Source organism: Pseudomonas sp. PS02302 (genome assembly GCF_029959585.1).
Classification (GTDB): domain Bacteria; phylum Pseudomonadota; class Gammaproteobacteria; order Pseudomonadales; family Pseudomonadaceae; genus Chryseomonas; species Chryseomonas aestiva.
The window spans coordinates 12,259-31,974 of sequence record NZ_JASCON010000062.1; the positions used below are offsets into that span (position 1 = coordinate 12,259).

Genomic DNA, 19,716 nt, shown 5'->3' on the forward strand with positions numbered 1-19,716 from the left:
TGCCAGGAGACACCGCAATGCCCAGCCGTCGTGATCGAGCCAACGCCATCCGCGCCCTCAGCATGGATGCCGTGCAAAAGGCCAACAGTGGCCACCCCGGCGCCCCCATGGGCATGGCCGACATCGCCGAGGTGCTCTGGCACGATCAGCTCAAGCACAACCCTGGCAATCCCCAGTGGGCCGATCGCGACCGCTTCGTGCTGTCCAACGGCCACGGCTCCATGCTCATCTATTCGCTGCTGCACCTGTCCGGCTACGACCTGTCCATCGACGACCTGAAGAATTTCCGGCAGCTGCACAGCAAGACCCCGGGCCATCCCGAATACGGCTACGCCCCGGGTATCGAGACCACCACCGGCCCCCTGGGTCAGGGCATTGCCAACGCCGTGGGCTTCGCCCTGGCGGAAAAGGTCATGGCCGCCCAGTTCAACCGTGACGGCCACCGGATCGTCGACCATCACACCTACGCCTTCCTCGGCGATGGCTGCATGATGGAAGGCATCTCCCACGAGGTCTGCTCCCTGGCCGGCACCCTGGGCCTGTCCAAGCTGATCGCCTTCTACGACGACAACGGCATCTCCATCGATGGCGAGGTCGAAGGCTGGTTCACCGATGACACCCCCAAGCGCTTCGAAAGCTACGGCTGGCAGGTGATCCGCAACGTCGACGGCCATGACGCCGACGAGATCCAGACCGCCCTGGATACCGCGCGCAAGAGCGACAAGCCCACCCTGATCTGCTGCAAGACCGTGATTGGCTACGGCGCGCCGCACAAGCAGGGCAAGGAAGAGTGCCACGGCGCGCCGCTGGGCAACGACGAGATCCAGGCCGCCCGTGACCTGCTCGGCTGGGCCCATGCGCCCTTCGAGATTCCCGCCGACATCTATGCCGAGTGGAGCGCCCGGGAGCGCGGCGCCGCCGCCGAGGCCGAGTGGAACGAGCGGTTCGCCGCCTATGCCCAGGCCCATCCGCAGCTGGCGGCCGAATTCAAGCGCCGCATGGCCGGAGACCTGCCCGCCGACTTCGCCGAGCGCGCCGCCGCCTTCATCCAGGACGTCGCCAGCAAGGGCGAGACCATCGCCAGCCGCAAGGCCAGCCAGAACGCCCTGCAGTTCTTTGGTCCGTTGCTGCCCGAACTGCTCGGCGGTTCCGCCGACCTGGCCGGCTCCAACCTGACCCTGTGGAAGGGCGCCCAGGGCGTCACCGCCGAAGACGCCAGCGGCAACTATGTCCACTACGGCGTGCGTGAATTCGGCATGAGCGCCATCATGAACGGCGTTGCCCTGCACGGCGGCCTGGTGCCCTACGGCGCCACCTTCCTGATGTTCATGGAATACGCCCGCAACGCGGTGCGCATGTCGGCGCTGATGAAGCAGCGGGTGCTCTATGTCTTCACCCACGACTCCATCGGTCTCGGCGAAGACGGCCCCACCCACCAGCCGGTGGAGCAGCTGGCCTCGCTGCGCTACACCCCCAACCTGGACACCTGGCGGCCGGCCGACGCGGTGGAATCCGCCATCGCCTGGACCTCGGCCCTGGAGCGTCGCGACGGTCCCAGCGCGCTGATCTTCTCGCGCCAGAACCTGGCCCACAGCGTGCGTGACGCCGCCACCCTGGGCAACGCCGCGCGCGGTGGCTACGTGCTCAAGGATTGCAACGGCGAACCCGAGCTGATCCTCATCGCCACCGGCTCCGAAGTGGGCCTGGCGGTGCAGGCCTATGATCGCCTGACCGCCGATGGGCGCCAGGTGCGCGTGGTCTCCATGCCCAGCACCAGCGTCTTCGACCGCCAGAGCCCCGAATACCGCCAGCAGGTCCTGCCGGTGGAAGTCGGCGCGCGCATTGCCATCGAGGCCGGCATCGCCGACTTCTGGTACAAGTACGTCGGTCTCGACGGTCGTATCATCGGCATGCATACCTACGGCGAATCCGCTCCGGCGGCGGCGCTGTTCGAGCACTTCGGCTTCACCCTGGACAATGTCCTGGCGGTGGCCGGCGAGTTGCTGGAAGACTGAGTCCTGCTGCGGTAATCCGAAAAGCCACGCCTGGGCGTGGCTTTTTTGTGCGCGGGATTCGGCACGCGTTCAGGGATTCACCCGGATGCTCGGGCCAGCCAGGGTGACCCCGCCGGCATCCAGCTGCACAAAGCTGCCGCCGGTCTTGAGGGTGAGGCGGGCACCGGCTTCCAGGACGATCTTCTGGCCACTGTGCAGCCGGATCTCGCTACCGGCCTCGACCAGCAGGCTAGCGTCCAGCCGCAGCTGCTGACTCCCGTCGATGTCCAGGTGATCGTCGGCGCGCACCTCGGTGCGGCGTTCGCCCTGGGTGATGCGGTGTTCCTCGGTGTGGAAGGTGCTGTAGCTGTTGCCCCGGATGCGCTGATGGCGCTCGTGGCCGATGCGTTCGTCCCAGTCGCGCTGGGCATGGACATGGATTTCCTCCTGGCCCTGGCGATCCTCGCTGCGGATTTCGTTGTAGCCGTGGCCCCCGGGACTGCTCAGCGTCTTGAAGGTGCTGCGGGTCTGGTCCCTGGGTAGTTCCAGTGGCGGACGCTGCTCGGCGTGGTACAGGCAGCCGATCACCAGCGGCTGATCGGGATCGCCTTCGAGAAAGCCGACCAGTACCTCCATGCCGATCCGTGGCAGGCTCAGGGCGCCGTGACCGTTGCCGGCCCAGCCGCTGGCGACCCGCAGCCAGCAACTGCTGCGCTCATCCGCCTGGCCTTCGCGATCCCAGTGGAATTGCACCTTGATCCGGCCCAGGGCATCGCAGTGGATTTCCTCGCCGGCCGGTCCGGTGACCACGGCGCTCTGGGCGCCCAGCAGCCGGGGTTTGGGATGGCGCAGGGGCAGGCGGAAGGGCAGCGTCCACGGCCGAGCGACAAAGCTGTTGCGATAGCCCTGGGCGAAGCCGTCGACCGGAATCCGGTCGGCAACGTCTTCCTCCAGGACCTGCGGCTGGCGGCCCTGGTGCTGGATCTCGGTCAACAGCCAGAGCTGATTCCAGTCGGCACGCGGATGCTGTTCCAGCGGCAGGAAGTGCCCGCTCACCAGGCTGGGCTGGTCGCTCGCGCCCTGGGCCTGGAGGGCATCGCCTCTCAGGCGTTCCAGGCGCCGGCTGCTCAGGCGCTGCCCGCTCGCGCGATCGGTGAAGCGCCCAGGAAAGCCATAGTCTTCCAGCGCGGGCCGGGCCGGGGCGTCGCTGCCGCTCTGCAGACGCAGCCGTGGCTGCAGCGGGTCGTGATCGCGCAGAAGGCTGGCGCTGCTGCGGATCTGCAGCGCGACCGCCAGGTGGCTGATCGCGGGTTCGTCCGCCACCAGGCCGCTGCCGGGTAGATAGCGGGTGGCGCCCAGCTGCGCAAAGCCGGTGGCGTCATCGCCAAAGATCAGCACATGACCGTCGCGACGATGCTGGTGGTGAAAGTGCAGGCCCTCTTCCTCGCAGAGGCGGGTGAGAAAGGCCAGATCGCTCTCACCGTACTGCACGCAGTAGTCGCGCGGCGGATAGCGGGTCGGCCCGAGGGCGAAGCGATAGTCGCCGTCGAGGATGCCGTGTTCCTCGAGGAGCTGCGTGAGGATCTCGGGGACGCTGCGCCCCTGGAAGATGCGGGAGTTGACGCGGTGGGCCAGGTAGGCCAGGCGTGGCACCAGCTCGGCGCGATAGCGGGTCAGGCGCCGACCGGAATCGCCCTGGGCCACGGCGGTGAGCAGGCCGTGGATGCCCTGTTCACCCCCACCCAGGGCGAGAAAGGCGGGGCGCTGCAACAGGGACTCCAGCGGCCAGTCCGGGCGCTCGCTGACCAGCTCGAGCTGGAAGCGATAGGGCTGGCCGATGGCTTCGTGGCCGTCGAAGGCGAGCACCTGGAAATCGTGGGCGACGCCATCCAGCGTCAGGGTGAAGGTCGGGGCAGTGGCTGCACTGGACATCGCATCGCATCCTTGCGAATGGAAAATTCCAGTTTGCGCTACAGGAGCGCACCGGCTCAAGCGCTGAAAGGTGCATGCTAGAGCCTTTTATCAGCCAGGTTCTGGCGCGGTGGCGGGCTAGGACGCCGCGAAGAGATCCCGCGGCGGTGGCAACGCGCCTTCCAGCTCCAGCAGGAATTGCTTGGTCGGCAGGCCGCCACCAAAGCCGGTCAGGGCGCCGGATGCCCCTATCACCCGGTGGCAGGGCAACACGATGGGCAGCGGATTGCGGCCATTGGCGGCGCCCACCGCGCGCATCGCCTGGGGTCGCCCGAGGTGGCTGGCGAGCTGACCATAACTCCAGGTCTGGCCGTGAGGGATCTCCGCCAGGGCCTGCCAGACCGCCAGCTGGAAGGGGGTGCCGCGCGGCGCCAGCGGCAGCTCGAAGGTCTGACGCTGGCCGGCGAAGTACTCGCCAAGTTGCGCGCGGGCCAGGGCCAGAATCGGATGGTCGGCGGCGCTCCAGCTGGCATCGCGCTTGGCCAGGTAGCGATTCTCGGGAAATTCCACCACACGCAGGCCACTGTCGTCGGCGGCCAGGGTGAGCGTTCCTATGGGGCTGTCCAGCAGGCAGTAGGCGATCATCGGGGCGACTCCATGGCGAGATGGGTGGGTACGGGTTCGGCGGGGGCGTCGGCAGGCGCCTTCCAGGTGGCTTCGCGCCAGACCTGCATCACCCCGTAGGCGCGCCAGGGGCGCCAGGCTTCGGCGCGGGCGTACAGGGCCTTGGCGGTCAGGCGCTCGCCGGGTGGCGCCAGGCGCTTCTGCAGCACCAGGTCCTCCACCGGACAGGCATCGGGATGGGCGAGGGCGCGCAGGGCGATGTACTGGGCGGTCCAGGGACCTATGCCCTTGAGGGCGATCCAGCGCCGGGCGAAGTCGTCCAGGGTGCGCCCGGTGTCGAAGTCCACCTCGCCAGTGCGCAGCGCTCTGGCCACCGTGCCGAGGGTGCCGGCGCGGGCGCGGATCAGGCCGAGGCCGGTGAGGTCTTCCAGGGCGGCATCGGCCAGGGCGTCCACCGTGGGAAAGAAGTGGTGCAGACCGGCTGGCGGCCGACTGGCCTCGTGACCGGGCTCCCCCCAGGGGCGACCGAAGCGCTGCACCATCCGGGCGGTCATGGTGGTGGCCGCCACCACGCTGACCTGCTGGCCGATGACGGCGCGCACGGCGATCTCGAAGCCATCCCAGCCACTGGGCAGACGCAGGCCGGGCCGGCGCGCCACCAGTTCGGCCAGGGTCGGATCGACCGCCAGGCCCTGGGCGATGGCTTCGGGATCGGCGTCCAGATCGAACATGCGACGGATACGCGCCACTGCCGCTTGCAGCGCCCCAGGGGCCGCGCCGTGCAATTCCAGGCGCAGCGCCGGCGTGTCGGCGTCCCAGGCCGAGACGCGCAGCCAGCCCGGCTGTTCAGGCGTGCCGATCACCCGGGCGTAGCTGGTGTCGTCCAGGACCTCGACACCGGGCAGGGCGTGGCCGCGAAGGAAATCCAGCTGGGCCGTGAAGTCGTAGGGCGGTCGATAGGCCAGGCGCAGGACCAGCACCGGCGAAGCCGCGGCCTGGCCCTTGCGCACCTGACTGGGGGCCAGGTCGTAGGCATCGCGAAAGGCGGTGTTGAAGCGTCTGAGACTGCCGAAGCCGGCGGCCAGGGCCACCTCGGTGATCGGTAGCCGGGTCTCGCTGAGCAATTGCTTGGCGAACAGCAATCGGCGGGTGGTGAGTACCGCCAGGGGCGCAGCGCCCAGGCGCTCGACGAACAGCCGGCGCAACTGGCGTTCGCTGAGATCGAGGCGGGCGGCGAGGGCGGGCAGGCCGCCGTCCTCCAGGCCTTCGTCCATCAGCCGCAAGGCGCGCGCCAGGGTGGCATCGCCGCGCTGCCAGTGGCCGCCGGCAGGGGAGAGCTCCGGGCGGCATCTCAGGCAGGGGCGATAGCCGGCGGCCTCGGCGGCCGCGGCGCTGGGGTAGTAGCTGACGTTTTCCGGGCGTGGCGGTTGCGCCGGGCACACCGGCCGGCAGTAGATGCCGGTGGTGAGCACCGCGGTGTAGAACAGGCCATCGAAACGCGGGTCCCGCGCCAGGCGGGCGCGTTCGAAGGCAGGTATATCGGGGAAGGCGTTCATGGCGGCAGGTTAGCACCGCCGGGTGGGGGTGACTGGCCGTTTTCGGACAGGACCGCTGAGGTGGAGATCTATCGCGGCCATGGGCCGCTCCTACAGAAACGTCAAACTTCCGTAGGAGCGGCCGCATCGGCGGACCGCCATGGTCGCGATCAGGAATCAGTGCCGTAGCCTGGAAAACGGCGCAGCCTTTTCCACGGGGACTTCGTCGCGAGGGGCGCCCTCACCCCAACCCTCTCCCAGAGGGAGAGGGAGTTTTCGGAGCAGGCTGCCGGCTCAGCGCCGTAGCGTGGAAAACGGCGCAGCCTTTTCCACTGGGACTTTGTCGCGAGGGGCGCCCTCACACCAACCCTTTCCCAGAGGGAGAGGGAGTTTTCGGAGCAGGCGGCCAGCTCAGCGCCGTAGCCTGGAAAACGGCGCCGCCTTTTCCACTGTGACTTTGTCGCGAGGCGTGCCCTCACCCCAACCCTCTCCCAGAGGGAGAGGGAGTTTTCCGAGCAGGTGGCCGGAGCAGCGGGTCAGCTCAGAAATTCCAATCCTCGTCTTCGGTACTCACCGCCTTGCCGATGACATAGGACGAGCCCGAGCCGGAGAAGAAGTCATGGTTCTCGTCGGCGCTGGGCGACAGGGCGGCGAGGATCGCCGGGCTGACGTCGGTCATGCTGCTGGGGAACAGCGCTTCGAAGCCCAGGTTCATCAGCGCCTTGTTGGCGTTGTAGTGGAGGAATTTCTTCACGTCCTCGCTCCAGCCGACGCTGTCGTAGAGGTCCTCGGTGTAGGCCACCTCGTTGTCATAGAGATCCTGCAGCAGCTCGTAGGCGAAGTCCTTGACCTGCTGGCGGCGCTCCGGACTTTCCTTGGCCAGGGCCTGCTGGAATTTGTAGCCGATGTAGTAGCCGTGCACCGCCTCGTCGCGAATGATCAGGCGGATCAGGTCGGCTGTATTGGTCAGCTTGGCGCGGCTGGACCAGTACATCGGCAGGTAGAAGCCCGAATAGAAGAGGAAGGATTCCAGGAAGACGCTGGCCACCTTGCGCAGCAGCGGGTCCTCGGCATGGTAGCGCTCGAGGATCAGCTCGGCCTTGGTCTGCAGATAGGGATTCTCCTCGCTCCAGCGATAGGCTTCGTCCACGTCCGGCGTCGAGCAGAGGGTGGAAAAGATCGAGCTGTAGGAGCGCGCGTGCACGGCTTCCATGAAGCCGATGTTGGCGATCACCGCTTCCTCGTGGGGGGTGACGGCATCGGCCAGCAGGGTTGGCGCGCCCACGGCGTTCTGAATGGTGTCCAGCAGGGTCAGGCCGGTGAAGACGCGGATGGTCAGCTGCTGCTCCTTGGGCGTCAGGGTCGCCCAGGAGGGAATGTCGTTGGACAGCGGGATCTTTTCCGGCAGCCAGAAATTGCCGGTCAGACGGTTCCACACCTCCAGGTCCTTGTCGTCCTGGATGCGGTTCCAGTTGATGGCGTTGATGAGTTTCAGGCGCGGCGCGTTGACGGGTGCGTTCATGGCGATTTCCTCACAGGCTGCAGGACACGCAGCCCTGCACCTCGGTGCCTTCCAGGGCGGCCTGGCGCAGGCGGATGTAATAGAGCGTCTTGATGCCCTTCTTCCAGGCATGGATCTGTGCCCGGTTGATGTCGCGGGTGGTGGCGGTGTCGCGGAAGAACAGCGTCAGCGACAGCCCCTGGTCGACATGGCGGGTGGCCTCGGCATAGGTGTCGATGATCTTTTCCGGACCGATCTCATAGGCATCCTGGTAATACTCCTGGTTATCGTCGGCCAGGTAGGGCGCCGGGTAGTAGACGCGGCCCAGCTTGCCTTCCTTGCGGATCTCCACCTTGGCGACGATGGGGTGGATGCTGGAGGTGGAGTGGTTGATATAGGAGATCGAGCCGGTGGGCGGGATGGCCTGGAGGTTGCGGTTGAACAGCCCGTGCTGCATCACCGAGGCCTTGAGTTCCTGCCAGTCGGCGCGGGTCGGCAGGCGGATGCCGGCGACCTCGAACAACTCGGCCACCCGTGGGGTACGGGGGGTGAAGTCGCCCTCGGTGTACTGGTCGAAATAGGCGCCGCTGGCGTACTTGGAGTCGGCGAAGCCTTGGAAGCTCTGGCCGCGTTCGATGGCCAGGCGATTAGAGGCACGCACCGCATGGTAGGTGACGGTGTAGAAGTACAGGTTGGTGAAATCCAGGCCTTCCGCCGAGCCGTAGTGGATGTGCTCGCGAGCCAGGTAGCCGTGCAGGTTCATTTGTCCCAGGCCGATGGCGTGGGAGGCGGCGTTGCCGGCGGCCACCGAGGGCACGCAGCGGATGTCGCTCATCTCCGAGACCGCGGTGAGGCCGCGGATGGCGGTCTCCACGGTGCGGCCCAGGTCCGGTGAATCCATGGTGCGGGCGATGTTCAGCGAACCCAGGTTGCAGGAGATGTCCTGGCCGATGTGCTCATAGCCCAGGTCTTCGTCGAAGCGGCTGGGGGTGTTGACCTGGAGGATCTCCGAGCAGAGGTTGCTCATGTTGATGCGTCCGGCGATGGGATTGGCGCGATTCACCGTGTCTTCGAACATCAGGTAGGGATAGCCGGACTCGAACTGGATCTCCGCCAGGGTCTGGAAGAATTCGCGGGCGTTGATCTTGCGCTTGCGGATGCGCGCATCGGCCACCATCTCCGCGTATTTCTCGCTGACGCTTATATCGGCGAAGGGCACGCCATAGACCCGCTCCACGTCGTAGGGCGAGAACAGGTACATGTCGGCGTTGCGCTTGGCCAGCTCGAAGGTGATGTCCGGGATGACCACGCCGAGGGACAGGGTCTTGATGCGGATCTTCTCGTCGGCGTTCTCGCGCTTGGTGTCGAGGAATCTCAGGATGTCCGGGTGATGGGCGTTGAGGTAGACGGCGCCGGCGCCCTGGCGCGATCCCAGCTGGTTGGCATAGGAGAAGGCGTCTTCCAGCAGCTTCATGATCGGGATGATGCCGGAGGACTGGTTCTCGATGCGCTTGATCGGCGCCCCGACCTCGCGCACGTTGCTCAGCAGGAAGGCCACGCCACCGCCACGCTTGGACAGCTGCAGCGCCGAATTCACCGCGCGGCCGATGGACTCCATGTTGTCTTCGATGCGCAGGAGGAAGCAGGACACCAGCTCGCCGCGCTGGCGCTTGCCGGCGTTCAGGAAGGTCGGGGTGGCCGGCTGGAAACGGCCGCTGATCATCTCGTCCACCAGGGACTCGGCCAGCTGTTCGTCACCGCGCGCCAGACTCAGGGCGACCAGGCACACCCGGTCTTCGTAGCGTTCCAGGTAGCGCTGGCCGTCGAAGGTCTTGAGGGTGTAGCTGGTGTAGTACTTGAAGGCACCGAGAAAGCTCTGGAAACGGAATTTGTAGGCATAGGCGCGCTCGAACAGCGCCTTCACGAAGGCCGGCGCGTATTGCTCCAGCACCGCCGCCTCGTAGTAGCCCTTGTCCACCAGATAGCCGAGTTTCTCGTCCAGGTTATGGAAGAACACCGTGTTCTGGTTGACGTGCTGCAGAAAGTACTGCCGCGCCGCCTGGCGGTCCTTGTCGAGTTGCAGCTCGCCGTTGGGACCATAGAGATTGAGCATGGCATTGAGCGCGTGATAGTCCGCGTCGCTGCCGGTCGGGGTCAGGCCTGCCGTTGCCAAAAGTCATTCACTCCCGTGCGCACCCGGTCGACATCCTCCGTCGTGCCGAGCAATTCGAATTGGTAGAGCAGGGGCACCGCGCATTTCTGGGCGACGATACGTCCACCCAGGCAGTAGCCCTCGCCGAAGTTGGTGTTGCCGGCGGCGATGACGCCGCGGATCAGGGCGCGATTGTGCGGATCGTTGAGAAAGTGGATCACCGGCTTGGGCACCGCGCCCTTGCTGCCGCCGCCGCCATAGGTCGGCAAGACCAGGATGTAGGGCTCGCGGGCCTTGAGCGGTTCGGCGGCGGGATCCTGGGGGATGCGCCGCGCCGGCAGCCCGAGTTTCTCGACGAATCTGTGGGTGTTCTCCGAGGTGCTGGAGAAATACAGCAGCTCGCCCATGGCCCCGGCCTCAGGCCACCAGTTGGCCGAGCTTGTCCGGGCGGAAGCCGGCCCAGTGGTCGTCACCGGCCACCACCACCGGCACCTGGCGATAGCCCAGGGATTCCACGGTCTGGCGCGCCTGGGCATCCTGCTCGATATCCACCACCTGGTAGGTGATGCCCTGACGGTCGAGGGCACGATAGGTGGCGTTGCACTGCACGCAGGCGGGCTTGCTGTAGATGGTGATGGTCATGGCTGACTCCTGTCCGTAGTGGGGCGAACTCAGAAGAAAAAGCCTGTCGCCAGCGGGCGTCGGCCGGAGCGGCGCGGGTCTTTTCCTTCGAGCGCGGCTTGGGCCTCAAGTTCGTTCCAGATACTACATATGGTGTTTTGTAATTTCTACAACACAACAAGTGGGGTTTTTGATCTGGGTCATGCCTTTGATCTATCGCCCTCGGATGAGGGTTTTTGCCAGGCCATGGGCGAAGCGTCAGGTAGCCCCGCAACCCATGGGACTACCTGTAAGGCCTCCCTGCAGACCGCGATCCGTTGTCGCTGCGGCAGGCATGCCCGGCCAGGCGGCGGATTTCTTTCCTGTCTGCCAAGGAGAGCGCCTTTTTGTAGTGCGAAAGTCGACCTGACTACCCTGGCGACTCCCATTCGTCGTCGAACCGCCGCATAATCGGCCTTTCGCTTGCGCCCGGGTCCGTTCACGCATGAGTTCCGCTCGCTATCGCCTCGCTCTCAACGGCTACGGTCGCATCGGTCGTTGCGTGTTGCGTGCGCTGCACGAGCGCGGCGCGGCCACCGAGTTCGCCATCGTCGCCCTCAACGATCTGGCCGACCGGCCCAGCCTGGAGTACCTCACCCGCTTCGACTCCACCCATGGCCGCTTTCCCGGTCGGGTCGCGCTGGAGGGTGAGCGCCTGCGCATCGGCGATCAGGCCCTGGAGATCCGCCGCGAAGCCGAGCCCGAGCGGGTGGACTGGCGGGCGCTGGACGTCGATCTGGTGCTGGAATGCTCCGGTGCCTTCAGCACCCGCGCCGAGGCCGGACGCTTTCTCGCCGCAGGTGCGCCGCGGGTGCTGTTCTCCCAGCCCATGGTCAGCGAGACCGACGTGGACGCCACCGTGGTCTACGGGGTCAACCAGCAGACCCTGCGCGGTGACGAGACGCTGGTCTCGAATGCCTCCTGTACCACCAACTGCAGCGTCCCGGTGCTGAAACTTTTGCACGAGACCCTGGGTCTGGAGTACGTCTCCATCACCACGATCCACTCGGCCATGAACGACCAGCCCGTGATCGACGCCTACCATGCCGAAGATCTGCGGCGGACGCGTTCGGCGTTCCAGTCGATCATCCCGGTGGCGACCGGCCTGGCGCGCGGCATCGAGCGCCTGCTGCCCGAGCTCGGCGGGCGCATCCAGGCCCGCGCCGTGCGCGTACCCACGGTCAACGTCTCCTGCCTGGACATCACCTGCATTGTCGGCCGCGACACCACGGCGCCCGCCCTCAACACCCTGTTGCGTGACGCCGCCCGGAGCGGTCCCCTGGCCGGGCTGATCGACTACACCGAGTTGCCCCACGCCTCCTGCGATTTCAACCACGATCCCCATTCCGCTATCGTCGATGGTAGCCAGACCCGCGTTTCCGGCCCCCGGCTGGTCAATCTGCTGGTGTGGTTCGACAACGAATGGGGCTTCGCCAACCGCATGCTCGACGTCGCCGGCCATTGGCTGCGCATCGCCAAGCCCACCTGAAACAAGCACAACTAAGGGATTGCCTGTATGTCCGTGTTGAAAATGAGCGACCTCGATCTGAAGGGTAAGCGCGTCCTGATTCGCGAAGACCTCAACGTTCCGGTGAAGGAAGGCCAGATCAAGAGCGATGCCCGCCTGGTCGCCGCCCTGCCGACCCTCAAGCTGGCCCTGGAAAAGGGTGCCGCGGTGATCGTCTGCTCGCACCTGGGCCGTCCCACCGAGGGCGAATTCAGCGAGGAAAACAGCCTGGCACCGGTCGCCGCCTATCTGAGCAAGGCCCTGGGTCGTGACGTGCCGCTGGTGAAGGACTATCTGAACGGCGTCCAGGTCGAGCCGGGTCAGCTGGTACTGCTGGAGAACGTGCGCTTCAACGTGGGCGAGAAAAAGAACGCCGATGACCTGGCGAAGCACTATGCCGCCCTGTGCGACATCTTCGTCATGGACGCCTTCGGCACCGCCCACCGCGCCGAGGGCTCGACCCACGGCGTGGCCAAGTTCGCCAAGGTTGCCGCGGCCGGTCCGCTGCTGGCCGGCGAGCTGGACGCGCTGGGCAAGGCGCTGGGCAATCCGGCCCGGCCGATGGCGGCCATCGTCGCCGGCTCCAAGGTGTCCACCAAGCTGGACGTGCTCAATTCCCTGGCGCAGATCTGTGACCAGCTGATCGTCGGCGGCGGCATCGCCAACACCTTCCTGGCCGCGGCCGGCTACAAGGTCGGCAAGTCGCTGTACGAAGCAGATCTGGTAGACACCGCCAAGGCCATCGCCGCCAAGGTCAGCGTGCCGCTGCCGGTCGACGTGGTGGTCGCCAAGGAATTCGCCGAGACCGCCGAAGCCGTCACCAAGTCGATCAACGACGTGGCCGACGACGACATGATCCTCGACATCGGCCCGGTCAGCGCCCAGCAATTCGCCGACCTGCTCAAATCGGCCAAGACCATCCTCTGGAACGGTCCGGTCGGCGTCTTCGAATTCGACCAGTTCGGCGAAGGCACCCGCACCCTGGCCCAGGCCATTGCCGACAGCGACGCCTTCTCCATTGCCGGCGGTGGCGACACCCTGGCCGCCATCGACAAATACGGCATCGGCGAGAAGGTCTCCTATATCTCCACCGGGGGTGGCGCCTTCCTCGAATTCGTCGAGGGCAAGGTCCTGCCGGCCGTCGAAGTCCTCCAGCAACGCGCCCAGGAGTAATCGCCATGCGTACGCCGCTGCTCGTCTGTTCCGCTGTCCTGATGCTGGCCGGTTGCGCCGGTGGCAATGCCGACAAGGCCTGCGCGGTGTTCGCGCCGCCGCCCGCGGCGGCCGCCACGCCCACGGCGCAGAACGGCGAGCGCGTCGATACGCTCACCGGCAACGCCAGCCGTCCTGCCAGCGGTTGCGCCCAGTGAAGGGGCGCACGCTCGCCCTCGGGCTGCTGAGTCTCGCCCTGCTGGCCGGTTGCGCCGGCCGCGGCGCGCAGCAGACCGGCGGCTGGACCCACTGGGTCTGCGATTCCAAGGCGGCCTTCGACTGGCGCTATGTGGATCGCAGCCAGTCCATCGTCGACCTCAAGCTGGAAGGCGATGGCCTGATCCGCCATCTCAACCGCGAACCGGCCACCGACGGCCAGTCCTATACCGACGGGCTGGTGGCCTTGCATATCCGCGGCGATCAGGGACTCGTCTACTGGATCGCCAACAACGACCTCATCGGCCGCGGTTGCCGGACGCCTTGAACGGGCGAATGTCAGCTGAACCGATTAATCCAGGGCGGCCAGGGGTCGGCCGCTTGAACCCTGCCAGCCGCTCATGCAGGCTGGCGCCACCACCGCCTTTGTAGGGAGATAATCACCAATGGCACTCGTCAGCATGCGTCAGCTGCTGGATCACGCCGCCGAATTCGGCTACGGCGTTCCGGCCTTCAACGTCAACAACCTCGAGCAGATGCGCGCCATCATGGAAGCCGCCGACAAGACCGATTCGCCGGTCATCGTCCAGGCCTCCGCCGGTGCCCGCAAGTACGCCGGCGCTCCCTTCCTGCGTCACCTGATCCTGGCCGCGGTGGAAGAATTCCCGCACATCCCGGTGGTCATGCACCAGGACCACGGCACCACCCCCGACATCTGCCAGCGTTCCATCCAGCTGGGCTTCTCCTCGGTGATGATGGACGGCTCGCTGATGGCCGACGGCAAGACGCCGTCCGACTACGACTACAACGTGCGCGTCACCCAGCAGACCGTGGCCTTCGCCCATGCCTGCGGCGTGTCCGTGGAAGGCGAGCTGGGTTGCCTGGGCAGCCTGGAGACCGGCATGGCCGGTGAAGAAGACGGCGTGGGCGCCGAAGGCACCCTGGATCACAGCCAGCTGCTGACCGATCCGGAAGAAGCCGCCCAGTTCGTCAAGGCCACCAAGGTCGACGCCCTGGCCATCGCCATCGGCACCAGCCATGGCGCCTACAAGTTCACCAAGCCGCCGACCGGGGACACCCTGTCGATCCAGCGCATCAAGGAAATCCACGCGCGCATCCCGGACACCCACCTGGTCATGCACGGTTCCAGCTCGGTGCCCCAGGAGTGGCTGAAGATCATCAACGAGTACGGTGGCGACATCAAGGAAACCTACGGCGTGCCGGTCGAAGAGATCGTCGAAGGCATCAAGTACGGGGTCCGCAAGGTCAACATCGACACCGACCTGCGTCTGGCGTCCACCGGTGCCATCCGCGAGTTCATGGCCAAGAACCGCAGCGAGTTCGATCCGCGCAAGTACCTGGCCAAGACCGTGACCGCCATGCGCGAAGTCTGCATCGCCCGTTACGAAGCCTTCGGCACCGCCGGCCAGGCCTCCAAGATCAAGCCGATCTCCCTGGATGCCATGTTCGAGCGTTATGCCCGCGGCGAACTGGATCCCAAGGTCAACTGATCCCGGATGTAGAAAAGGCCCCGCAAGGGGCCTTTTTTTCGCCTGTCGATCGCCTGGAGCCCGAACGGCGGCGCGTGACCCCTTACCGCTCGGTTGCGGTCAGGACCTCTTCCATCCAGGCGACCATGGCGGCGCCGTCCATGCCCAGGCAGACGGTTACCAGCGGATTGCCGGACCAGCGCCCGTCCAGGTAGGCGCGACCCTCGGGCGCGAAGAAGGTCTGGCCTTCCGCCAGGCCTTGGGTACCGACGCTGAGATGGCCGCGCGCGGTGTGGAACAGTTCGGGACGACGCAGATAGGCGAGGGCGCAGCTGTCATGGGGATGGCAGCCGTCGATGTCCTTCACGCTGCGGTAGAAGTCCGCATAGAAATCATAGCTGCGCGCGAGCACCTCACCGAGGGCGCCCTGGCGCGCCGCGATGCGCTGCAGGCGGGGCGGGTCGAGGACGGCGCGGTGGGTGGCGTCGAGGCCGACCAGGGTCAGCGGCCAGGGGGCGGCGAAGACCCGCGCCGCGGCATGGGGATCGGAAAAGATATTGGCTTCGGCCACCGGCGTGACGTTGCCCGGCTCGACGATGGCGCCGCCCATCACCACCACCTCGCGGACGCGCTCGGCGACCGTGGGATCCAGCGCCAGGGCGAGGGCCAGGTTGCCCAGCGGCCCGACCGCCACCAGGGTGATCTCACCCGGTCGCAGGCGGGTCTGCTCGACGATGAAACGCGCGGCGTCCAGGGCGTGGGGCGCTTGGCTCGGCGCGGGGAGCTGCTGATTGCCCAGGCCATCCTGGCCATGCACGTGCAGGGCATGGTTGCCGGCCGGCTTGACCAGGGGTTCGGCGACACCCGCGGCGACAGGCGTATCCCGGCCAGCCAGCTCGGTGAGCAGCAGGGCGTTGCGGGTCGCCGTGGTGACCGGCACGTTGCCAAAGGTCGTGGTCAGGCCGATCACCTCGAAGGCGGGATCGGCAAACAGCAGGGCGATGGCCTGGGCGTCGTCCACGCCAGGATCGGTATCGAAGATGATGGGAAGGGACAAGAGGCTTTCTCCGGCTCAGATCTCTTCCCAGGCTACCCGAGGGGCGGCGCCCCTTGCTAGCTGGGCAGGTCCAACTCGCCCAATGCATCCGGCTGGTTGCGAAATGCCCGGGCAAAGACCTCGCGATTGCGGGCCATGAACAGCCCGAGGTCTTCGCACTGCTTTTCGGCAAGACCGGGTACGGCCTTGTCCAGCACGCTGGCGAGCGACTCGGCCAGCTCCAACATCTTGTCGTGACGATCGGCTTCGGCTTTATCCATGAACAGGCGCTCCGGATCTCGGCTGCTGCGATACAACACTTCGACGGCCATGCGTCACCTCGTATTCTGTATCTGGTTATATATACAGTAGTCGCTATGCCTGACCATTGCAAGGACTACCGCTCGGCGGGCAGTCGCCAGCCAGTCATGGCAATTTGCCAATCGTTCGACATTTCTGCGTGTCTCCGAATTTGCTTCGGGAAACTTAACAGCGGAAGGTTGTCTTTGAGTCTGGACCAAACGGGCACCGTTGCCCGCCTTCATCCGGATCATCTCCGGCTCACGGAACGAGACCGCCAATGCCTGCCATCTTTATCCGTCCGCTTATTGCCGTGCTTGACCTGTCTGGGTCGACCGAGGTGCGGGCGTGAGTTCGACCCTCATCATCCTGGTCATCACCGTCGCCAGCTTCCTGCTGGGGTTCCTGCGCGACCTGCTGATCGCCCGCCAATTCGGCGTGAGCTGGGAAGCCGACCTGATCTTTGTCGCGCTCATCCTGCCAGTGTTCTTCGAGAGCTTCTTCGGCCTCGCCCTGCGCGATGCCATGATCCCCTATCTGCAACGCATCCGTGACCGCTGCAACGCCCAGTACGAGCAGGTCGGTCGCTGGCTGTACTGGCGCATCGGCCTGTTCGGCCTGCTGCTGTCGGTGATCGGCGTCCTCGCCAGTCCCTGGCTGATGCATGCCCTGGCCCCGGGCTGGAGCGATGAGCAGGTCGAGACCGGCAAGCTGGTCTTCGCCGTCGGCACCCTGCTGATCTGCGTGCAGGCCATCCTCTATTGCCAGGGCGCGCTGCTCAACCTGGATCGCATCTTCATCCTGCCGATGACCCGCACCCTGATGCTCAATCTGGGCGCCATCCTGGCCATCGTCATCCTGCAGCCGAGTGGCATCGCGCTGTTCACCGGCATGTTGCTGCCCCAGGTGCTGCTGATCGTCATCCAGCACCGGCGGCTGGGCTATCTCAGCCAGCGCTCGGTCGCCTTCGAGAAGCCCGAGGGCAGTCCCTTCGCCGTGACCTTCGCGCCGGTGCTGCTCGCCGCCGGCGCCCAGCAGGGCTGCATGCTGGCGGAGCGCTTCTTCGCCTCGCTGCTGGCCGAAGGCAATATCACCATGCTGTCCTTCTCCTACCGCATCGTGACCATTCCGCTGACGCTCTATGCGTTGTCCATCCTGGCGATGATCTTTCCCGAGCTGACCCGCAGCTGGAACGAGGGCAATGTCGACAAGTACAGCGCGCTGATGCGCAAGGCGCTGCTCGGCACCCTGCTGTTCCTGGTGCCGGCCGCCGCGGTGCTGTTCAGCTACTCGGAGCCGGTGGTCAAGGTGCTGCTGGAGCGCGGAGCCTTTGGCGCCGAGCAGAGCGCGGCGACCGCGACCCTGGTGGTGGCCTATGCCCTCGGCCTGCCCTGGATGGGCCTGGCCCTGCTGTGGGGGCGTGCCCTGCTGTCGCAGCAGCGCGCCCGCACCTTCCTCTACACCACCCTGGCCAGCTCCTTCATCACCGTGGCGCTGGACGCAGCTGTGTACCAGCCGTTCGGTGCCCAGGGGCTGGCCTATTCCTTTACCACCGGGGCCTTCCTGCAGGCCGTGTTCATGGCGCTGGCGCTTTATCGCCACGCCCTGCCCGGGCTGCACCTGTCGCTGCTGCTGCGCTGGTTCAGCGCCGGCAGTGCGGTGGCCCTGCTGACTTTCCTGTTGCCCAAGCCGGTCGGCCTGCTGGAGCTGATCGTCAGCATCAGCGTGGCGATGCTCGGGTTCCTGGTGCTGTTGCTGGCGCTGGGCGAACGTGACCTGTTCCGCCGTGGCTATTGGGCGCGCGGTGCTGACGGCACGGGCCGCGCAGAGCCGACGAGTTGAACCGCCGTCACGGTACTGCTAGGAAAAAGGTGGCGATCTGCGGCCATTGGTCGCTATCTGTTACGAAGTCATGAATTTTTGATTTGGCTTCGAGTCGCACGGAAAGATTGATCCCAGTCATAGAATTTCTGATGGAAGCGGTTTTTCCATTTGCAAGAGATCGGACACGCAGTTGGGGTCGGCACTTCGCATGGTGGTCTTGCTCGCCACCGACACTCTCTTTGAAAGGAATCGATCCTATGTCCTCCCAATCCCCCGTCACCCGTATCGGCATCGTCGGTACCGGCATGATCTCGCGCTGCCTGGCCCGGCTCATCAGCCGTCACTATGACGACATGACCGTGACCCGCGTCCTGACCCGCCGGCCCATCGCCACGGTTACCGACTATCCGCTGACCGAGGCGCTCACCCAGTCGGTGGCGGATCTCGTCGATCATTGCGATCTGCTGGTGGAATGCAGTGGCGACCCCTACCACGGTACCGAGATCATCGAGCGCGCGTTCGAGGCCGGCATCAAGGTGGTCACTATCAATGCCGAACTGCAGGTGACGACCGGTTCCTATCTGGCCGGCAAGGGTTTCCTGACCGAGGCCGAGGGCGACCAGCCGGGTTCGCTGGCGGCACTGCACGAAGAAGCCGTGCAGATGGGCTTCAAGCCGCTGGTCTACGGCAACATGAAGGGCTATCTGAACCATAACCCGACGCCGGAAGACATGGCCTACTGGTCCGCGCGCCAGGGCACCAGCGTCGATCAGACCACCTCCTTCACCGATGGCACCAAGGTGCAGATCGAGCAGGTGGTGGTGGGCAACAACTATGGCGCCACCATTACCCGCCAGGGTCTGGAAGGCCTCAACTCGACCAACCTGCAGGACAGCGCCAACATCCTCGCGCAGATGGCCGAGCAACTGGGCACGCCCATCGTCGACTACGTGATCCCGAGCGGCTACTCCGCGGGTGGCGTCTTCGTGGTCGGTCGCCATGACGAGGACCAGGCCGGCGCCATCGAATACTTCAAGCTGGGCAAGGGGCCGTACTATGTCCTGGTACGCCCCTTCCACCTGTGCTCCCTGGAAGTCGGCAAGACCCTGCGTCGCGTCATCGCCGGCGGCAAGATCCTGCTCAACAACTCCACCACTCCGACCCTGAGCGTGGCCGCCATCATGAAGAAGCCCATGGCGGCTGGTGACGTCATCGAGCGCGGCATCGGTGGCTACAGCGTGCGCGGCGAAGCGGTGAAGATCGCCGAATGCCCGGATCACCTGCCGATCGGCCTGCTCAAGCACAGCGTGCTCAAGCGGGCCGTGGAGCCGGGTCAGATCGTTACCTTCGACGACGTCGAACTGACGCCCAGCCGCGCCCTGGACATCGTCCTGCAACAGCACCGCGAGGCCATCCATCGTCAGCTGCTGGAAACCCAGCTGAGCAAGGCGGCATGGAACGCGACGGCCGATCTGGCACCGGTGGCGCTACCCAAGGCGGTAGGGGCAGTCTTGTCCTGATTCCGCTGACGCGAAAAGCGAAGGGGCCCTGAGGGCCCCTTTTTCATTGCCCGCCGCTGGCGGCGGCGCAGAGGCGGGCGACGGTCGCGGGCAATTCGTCCATGTGGGCGATCAGCGCGGTGACGCCCAGGGCGCTCAGGGTCTCGCCGTGGCTCGGCGGGATATGGCTGGCACCGGTGAAGCCGATGACGCGCATGCCGGCGGCCAGGGCCGCCCGCGCGCCGGTGGCGCTGTCTTCGATCACCAGGCAGCGCTCCGGCGCGACGCCCAGGGTCCTTGGCGCGATCAGATAGA

The 19,716-nt window shown here is 66.0% G+C and carries 18 protein-coding genes; 8 read left to right on the forward strand and 10 right to left on the reverse strand.

Going from position 1 to position 19,716, the window contains the following annotated elements; translation table 11 throughout:
* The first annotated feature begins 17 nt into the window (after positions 1–17).
* Entirely contained in the window at positions 18–2,015 is a 1,998-nt protein-coding gene (tkt, locus tag QMX82_RS18710; RefSeq protein WP_282286368.1) for a transketolase, read from the forward strand.
* 69 nt (positions 2,016–2,084) lie between these two features.
* Here tkt and tssI read toward each other — a convergent pair whose 3' ends face one another.
* The 7 genes from tssI to nrdH all read right to left on the reverse strand — a co-directional run bounded on the left by tssI (position 2,085) and on the right by nrdH (position 10,359).
* Entirely contained in the window at positions 2,085–3,926 is a 1,842-nt protein-coding gene (gene tssI, locus QMX82_RS18715) for a type VI secretion system Vgr family protein (protein ID WP_282286370.1), read from the reverse strand.
* A gap of 117 nt (positions 3,927–4,043) precedes the next feature.
* A complete protein-coding gene (locus QMX82_RS18720) occupies positions 4,044–4,550 on the reverse strand; it encodes a methylated-DNA--[protein]-cysteine S-methyltransferase (RefSeq protein ID WP_208693110.1) in 507 nt (168 codons plus the stop codon).
* Complete coding sequence (locus QMX82_RS18725; protein ID WP_282286373.1) at positions 4,547–6,085, reverse strand: DNA-3-methyladenine glycosylase 2; 1,539 nt, start codon at positions 6,083–6,085, stop codon at positions 4,547–4,549. Before QMX82_RS18725 ends, QMX82_RS18720 begins: the two co-directional genes overlap by 4 nt.
* A gap of 520 nt (positions 6,086–6,605) precedes the next feature.
* Positions 6,606–7,586 (reverse strand): class 1b ribonucleoside-diphosphate reductase subunit beta, encoded by a 981-nt coding sequence (gene nrdF, locus QMX82_RS18730; protein WP_282286375.1) that lies wholly within the window; start codon positions 7,584–7,586, stop codon positions 6,606–6,608.
* 10 nt (positions 7,587–7,596) lie between these two features.
* Positions 7,597–9,738, reverse strand: coding sequence for a class 1b ribonucleoside-diphosphate reductase subunit alpha (gene nrdE, locus QMX82_RS18735; protein WP_282286377.1), 2,142 nt, complete (start codon positions 9,736–9,738; stop codon positions 7,597–7,599).
* Positions 9,720–10,124: a class Ib ribonucleoside-diphosphate reductase assembly flavoprotein NrdI gene (gene nrdI / locus QMX82_RS18740; protein WP_027598230.1), complete on the reverse strand. Its 405-nt coding sequence runs from the start codon at positions 10,122–10,124 to the stop codon at positions 9,720–9,722. The genes nrdE and nrdI overlap by 19 nt, the downstream gene beginning before the upstream one ends.
* Before the next feature lie 10 nt (positions 10,125–10,134).
* The gene (gene nrdH, locus QMX82_RS18745) at positions 10,135–10,359 is read right to left on the reverse strand and encodes a glutaredoxin-like protein NrdH (RefSeq protein ID WP_059230613.1); all 225 of its coding nucleotides are present in this window, start codon (positions 10,357–10,359) and stop codon (positions 10,135–10,137) included.
* Positions 10,360–10,822: 463 nt separating this feature from the next.
* Here nrdH and epd point away from each other — a divergent pair, with 463 nt between their 5' ends.
* From epd to fba, 5 genes are all read left to right on the forward strand, one after another.
* The gene (epd, locus tag QMX82_RS18750; protein WP_282286388.1) at positions 10,823–11,866 is read left to right on the forward strand and encodes an erythrose-4-phosphate dehydrogenase; all 1,044 of its coding nucleotides are present in this window, start codon (positions 10,823–10,825) and stop codon (positions 11,864–11,866) included.
* A 27-nt stretch (positions 11,867–11,893) separates the two neighbouring features.
* Positions 11,894–13,057 (forward strand): phosphoglycerate kinase, encoded by a 1,164-nt coding sequence (locus tag QMX82_RS18755; protein ID WP_133860523.1) that lies wholly within the window; start codon positions 11,894–11,896, stop codon positions 13,055–13,057.
* 5 nt (positions 13,058–13,062) lie between these two features.
* Positions 13,063–13,254 carry a hypothetical protein gene (locus QMX82_RS18760; RefSeq protein WP_158890124.1) on the forward strand — a complete coding sequence of 64 codons (192 nt, stop codon included), beginning with the start codon at positions 13,063–13,065 and terminating at the stop codon, positions 13,252–13,254.
* Entirely contained in the window at positions 13,251–13,580 is a 330-nt protein-coding gene (locus tag QMX82_RS18765; protein WP_158890122.1) for an MliC family protein, read from the forward strand. The genes QMX82_RS18760 and QMX82_RS18765 overlap by 4 nt, the downstream gene beginning before the upstream one ends.
* A gap of 118 nt (positions 13,581–13,698) precedes the next feature.
* Entirely contained in the window at positions 13,699–14,763 is a 1,065-nt protein-coding gene (fba, locus tag QMX82_RS18770; RefSeq protein ID WP_059316498.1) for a class II fructose-bisphosphate aldolase, read from the forward strand.
* A gap of 82 nt (positions 14,764–14,845) precedes the next feature.
* On the opposite strand, the gene QMX82_RS18775 is transcribed toward fba, so the two are convergent.
* Both QMX82_RS18775 and QMX82_RS18780 read right to left on the reverse strand, forming a co-directional pair.
* Positions 14,846–15,799, reverse strand: a complete 954-nt coding sequence (locus QMX82_RS18775; protein WP_282286399.1) for a nucleoside hydrolase — start codon at positions 15,797–15,799, stop codon at positions 14,846–14,848.
* Positions 15,800–15,855: 56 nt separating this feature from the next.
* Positions 15,856–16,110, reverse strand: a complete 255-nt coding sequence (locus tag QMX82_RS18780) for a YebG family protein (protein WP_007161283.1) — start codon at positions 16,108–16,110, stop codon at positions 15,856–15,858.
* Between the two features lie 316 nt (positions 16,111–16,426).
* Between QMX82_RS18780 and QMX82_RS18785 the strand changes: the two genes are divergently transcribed.
* Positions 16,427–17,920 carry a lipid II flippase MurJ gene (locus QMX82_RS18785; RefSeq protein ID WP_282286402.1) on the forward strand — a complete coding sequence of 498 codons (1,494 nt, stop codon included), beginning with the start codon at positions 16,427–16,429 and terminating at the stop codon, positions 17,918–17,920.
* Between the two features lie 287 nt (positions 17,921–18,207).
* Complete coding sequence (locus QMX82_RS18790) at positions 18,208–19,422, forward strand: NAD(P)-dependent oxidoreductase (RefSeq protein WP_208694857.1); 1,215 nt, start codon at positions 18,208–18,210, stop codon at positions 19,420–19,422.
* A gap of 43 nt (positions 19,423–19,465) precedes the next feature.
* Here the strand turns inward: QMX82_RS18790 and QMX82_RS18795 are convergent.
* Positions 19,466–19,716: HAD-IA family hydrolase (locus tag QMX82_RS18795; protein WP_282286404.1), on the reverse strand; the 251-nt coding region annotated here is incomplete at its 5' end.

What these genes read in the sequence shown, in the direction of transcription:
- tkt (WP_282286368.1), top strand. Translation starts at nt 18, where the DNA reads ATGCCCAGCCGTCGTGATCGAGCCAACGCCATCCGCGCCCTCAGCATG.
- tssI (WP_282286370.1), bottom strand. Translation starts at nt 3,926, where the DNA reads ATGTCCAGTGCAGCCACTGCCCCGACCTTCACCCTGACGCTGGATGGC.
- QMX82_RS18720 (WP_208693110.1), bottom strand. Translation starts at nt 4,550, where the DNA reads ATGATCGCCTACTGCCTGCTGGACAGCCCCATAGGAACGCTCACCCTG.
- QMX82_RS18725 (WP_282286373.1), bottom strand. Translation starts at nt 6,085, where the DNA reads ATGAACGCCTTCCCCGATATACCTGCCTTCGAACGCGCCCGCCTGGCG.
- nrdF (WP_282286375.1), bottom strand. Translation starts at nt 7,586, where the DNA reads ATGAACGCACCCGTCAACGCGCCGCGCCTGAAACTCATCAACGCCATC.
- nrdI (WP_027598230.1), bottom strand. Translation starts at nt 10,124, where the DNA reads ATGGGCGAGCTGCTGTATTTCTCCAGCACCTCGGAGAACACCCACAGA.
- nrdH (WP_059230613.1), bottom strand. Translation starts at nt 10,359, where the DNA reads ATGACCATCACCATCTACAGCAAGCCCGCCTGCGTGCAGTGCAACGCC.
- epd (WP_282286388.1), top strand. Translation starts at nt 10,823, where the DNA reads ATGAGTTCCGCTCGCTATCGCCTCGCTCTCAACGGCTACGGTCGCATC.
- QMX82_RS18755 (WP_133860523.1), top strand. Translation starts at nt 11,894, where the DNA reads ATGTCCGTGTTGAAAATGAGCGACCTCGATCTGAAGGGTAAGCGCGTC.
- QMX82_RS18760 (WP_158890124.1), top strand. Translation starts at nt 13,063, where the DNA reads ATGCGTACGCCGCTGCTCGTCTGTTCCGCTGTCCTGATGCTGGCCGGT.
- fba (WP_059316498.1), top strand. Translation starts at nt 13,699, where the DNA reads ATGGCACTCGTCAGCATGCGTCAGCTGCTGGATCACGCCGCCGAATTC.
- QMX82_RS18780 (WP_007161283.1), bottom strand. Translation starts at nt 16,110, where the DNA reads ATGGCCGTCGAAGTGTTGTATCGCAGCAGCCGAGATCCGGAGCGCCTG.
- QMX82_RS18790 (WP_208694857.1), top strand. Translation starts at nt 18,208, where the DNA reads ATGATCTCGCGCTGCCTGGCCCGGCTCATCAGCCGTCACTATGACGAC.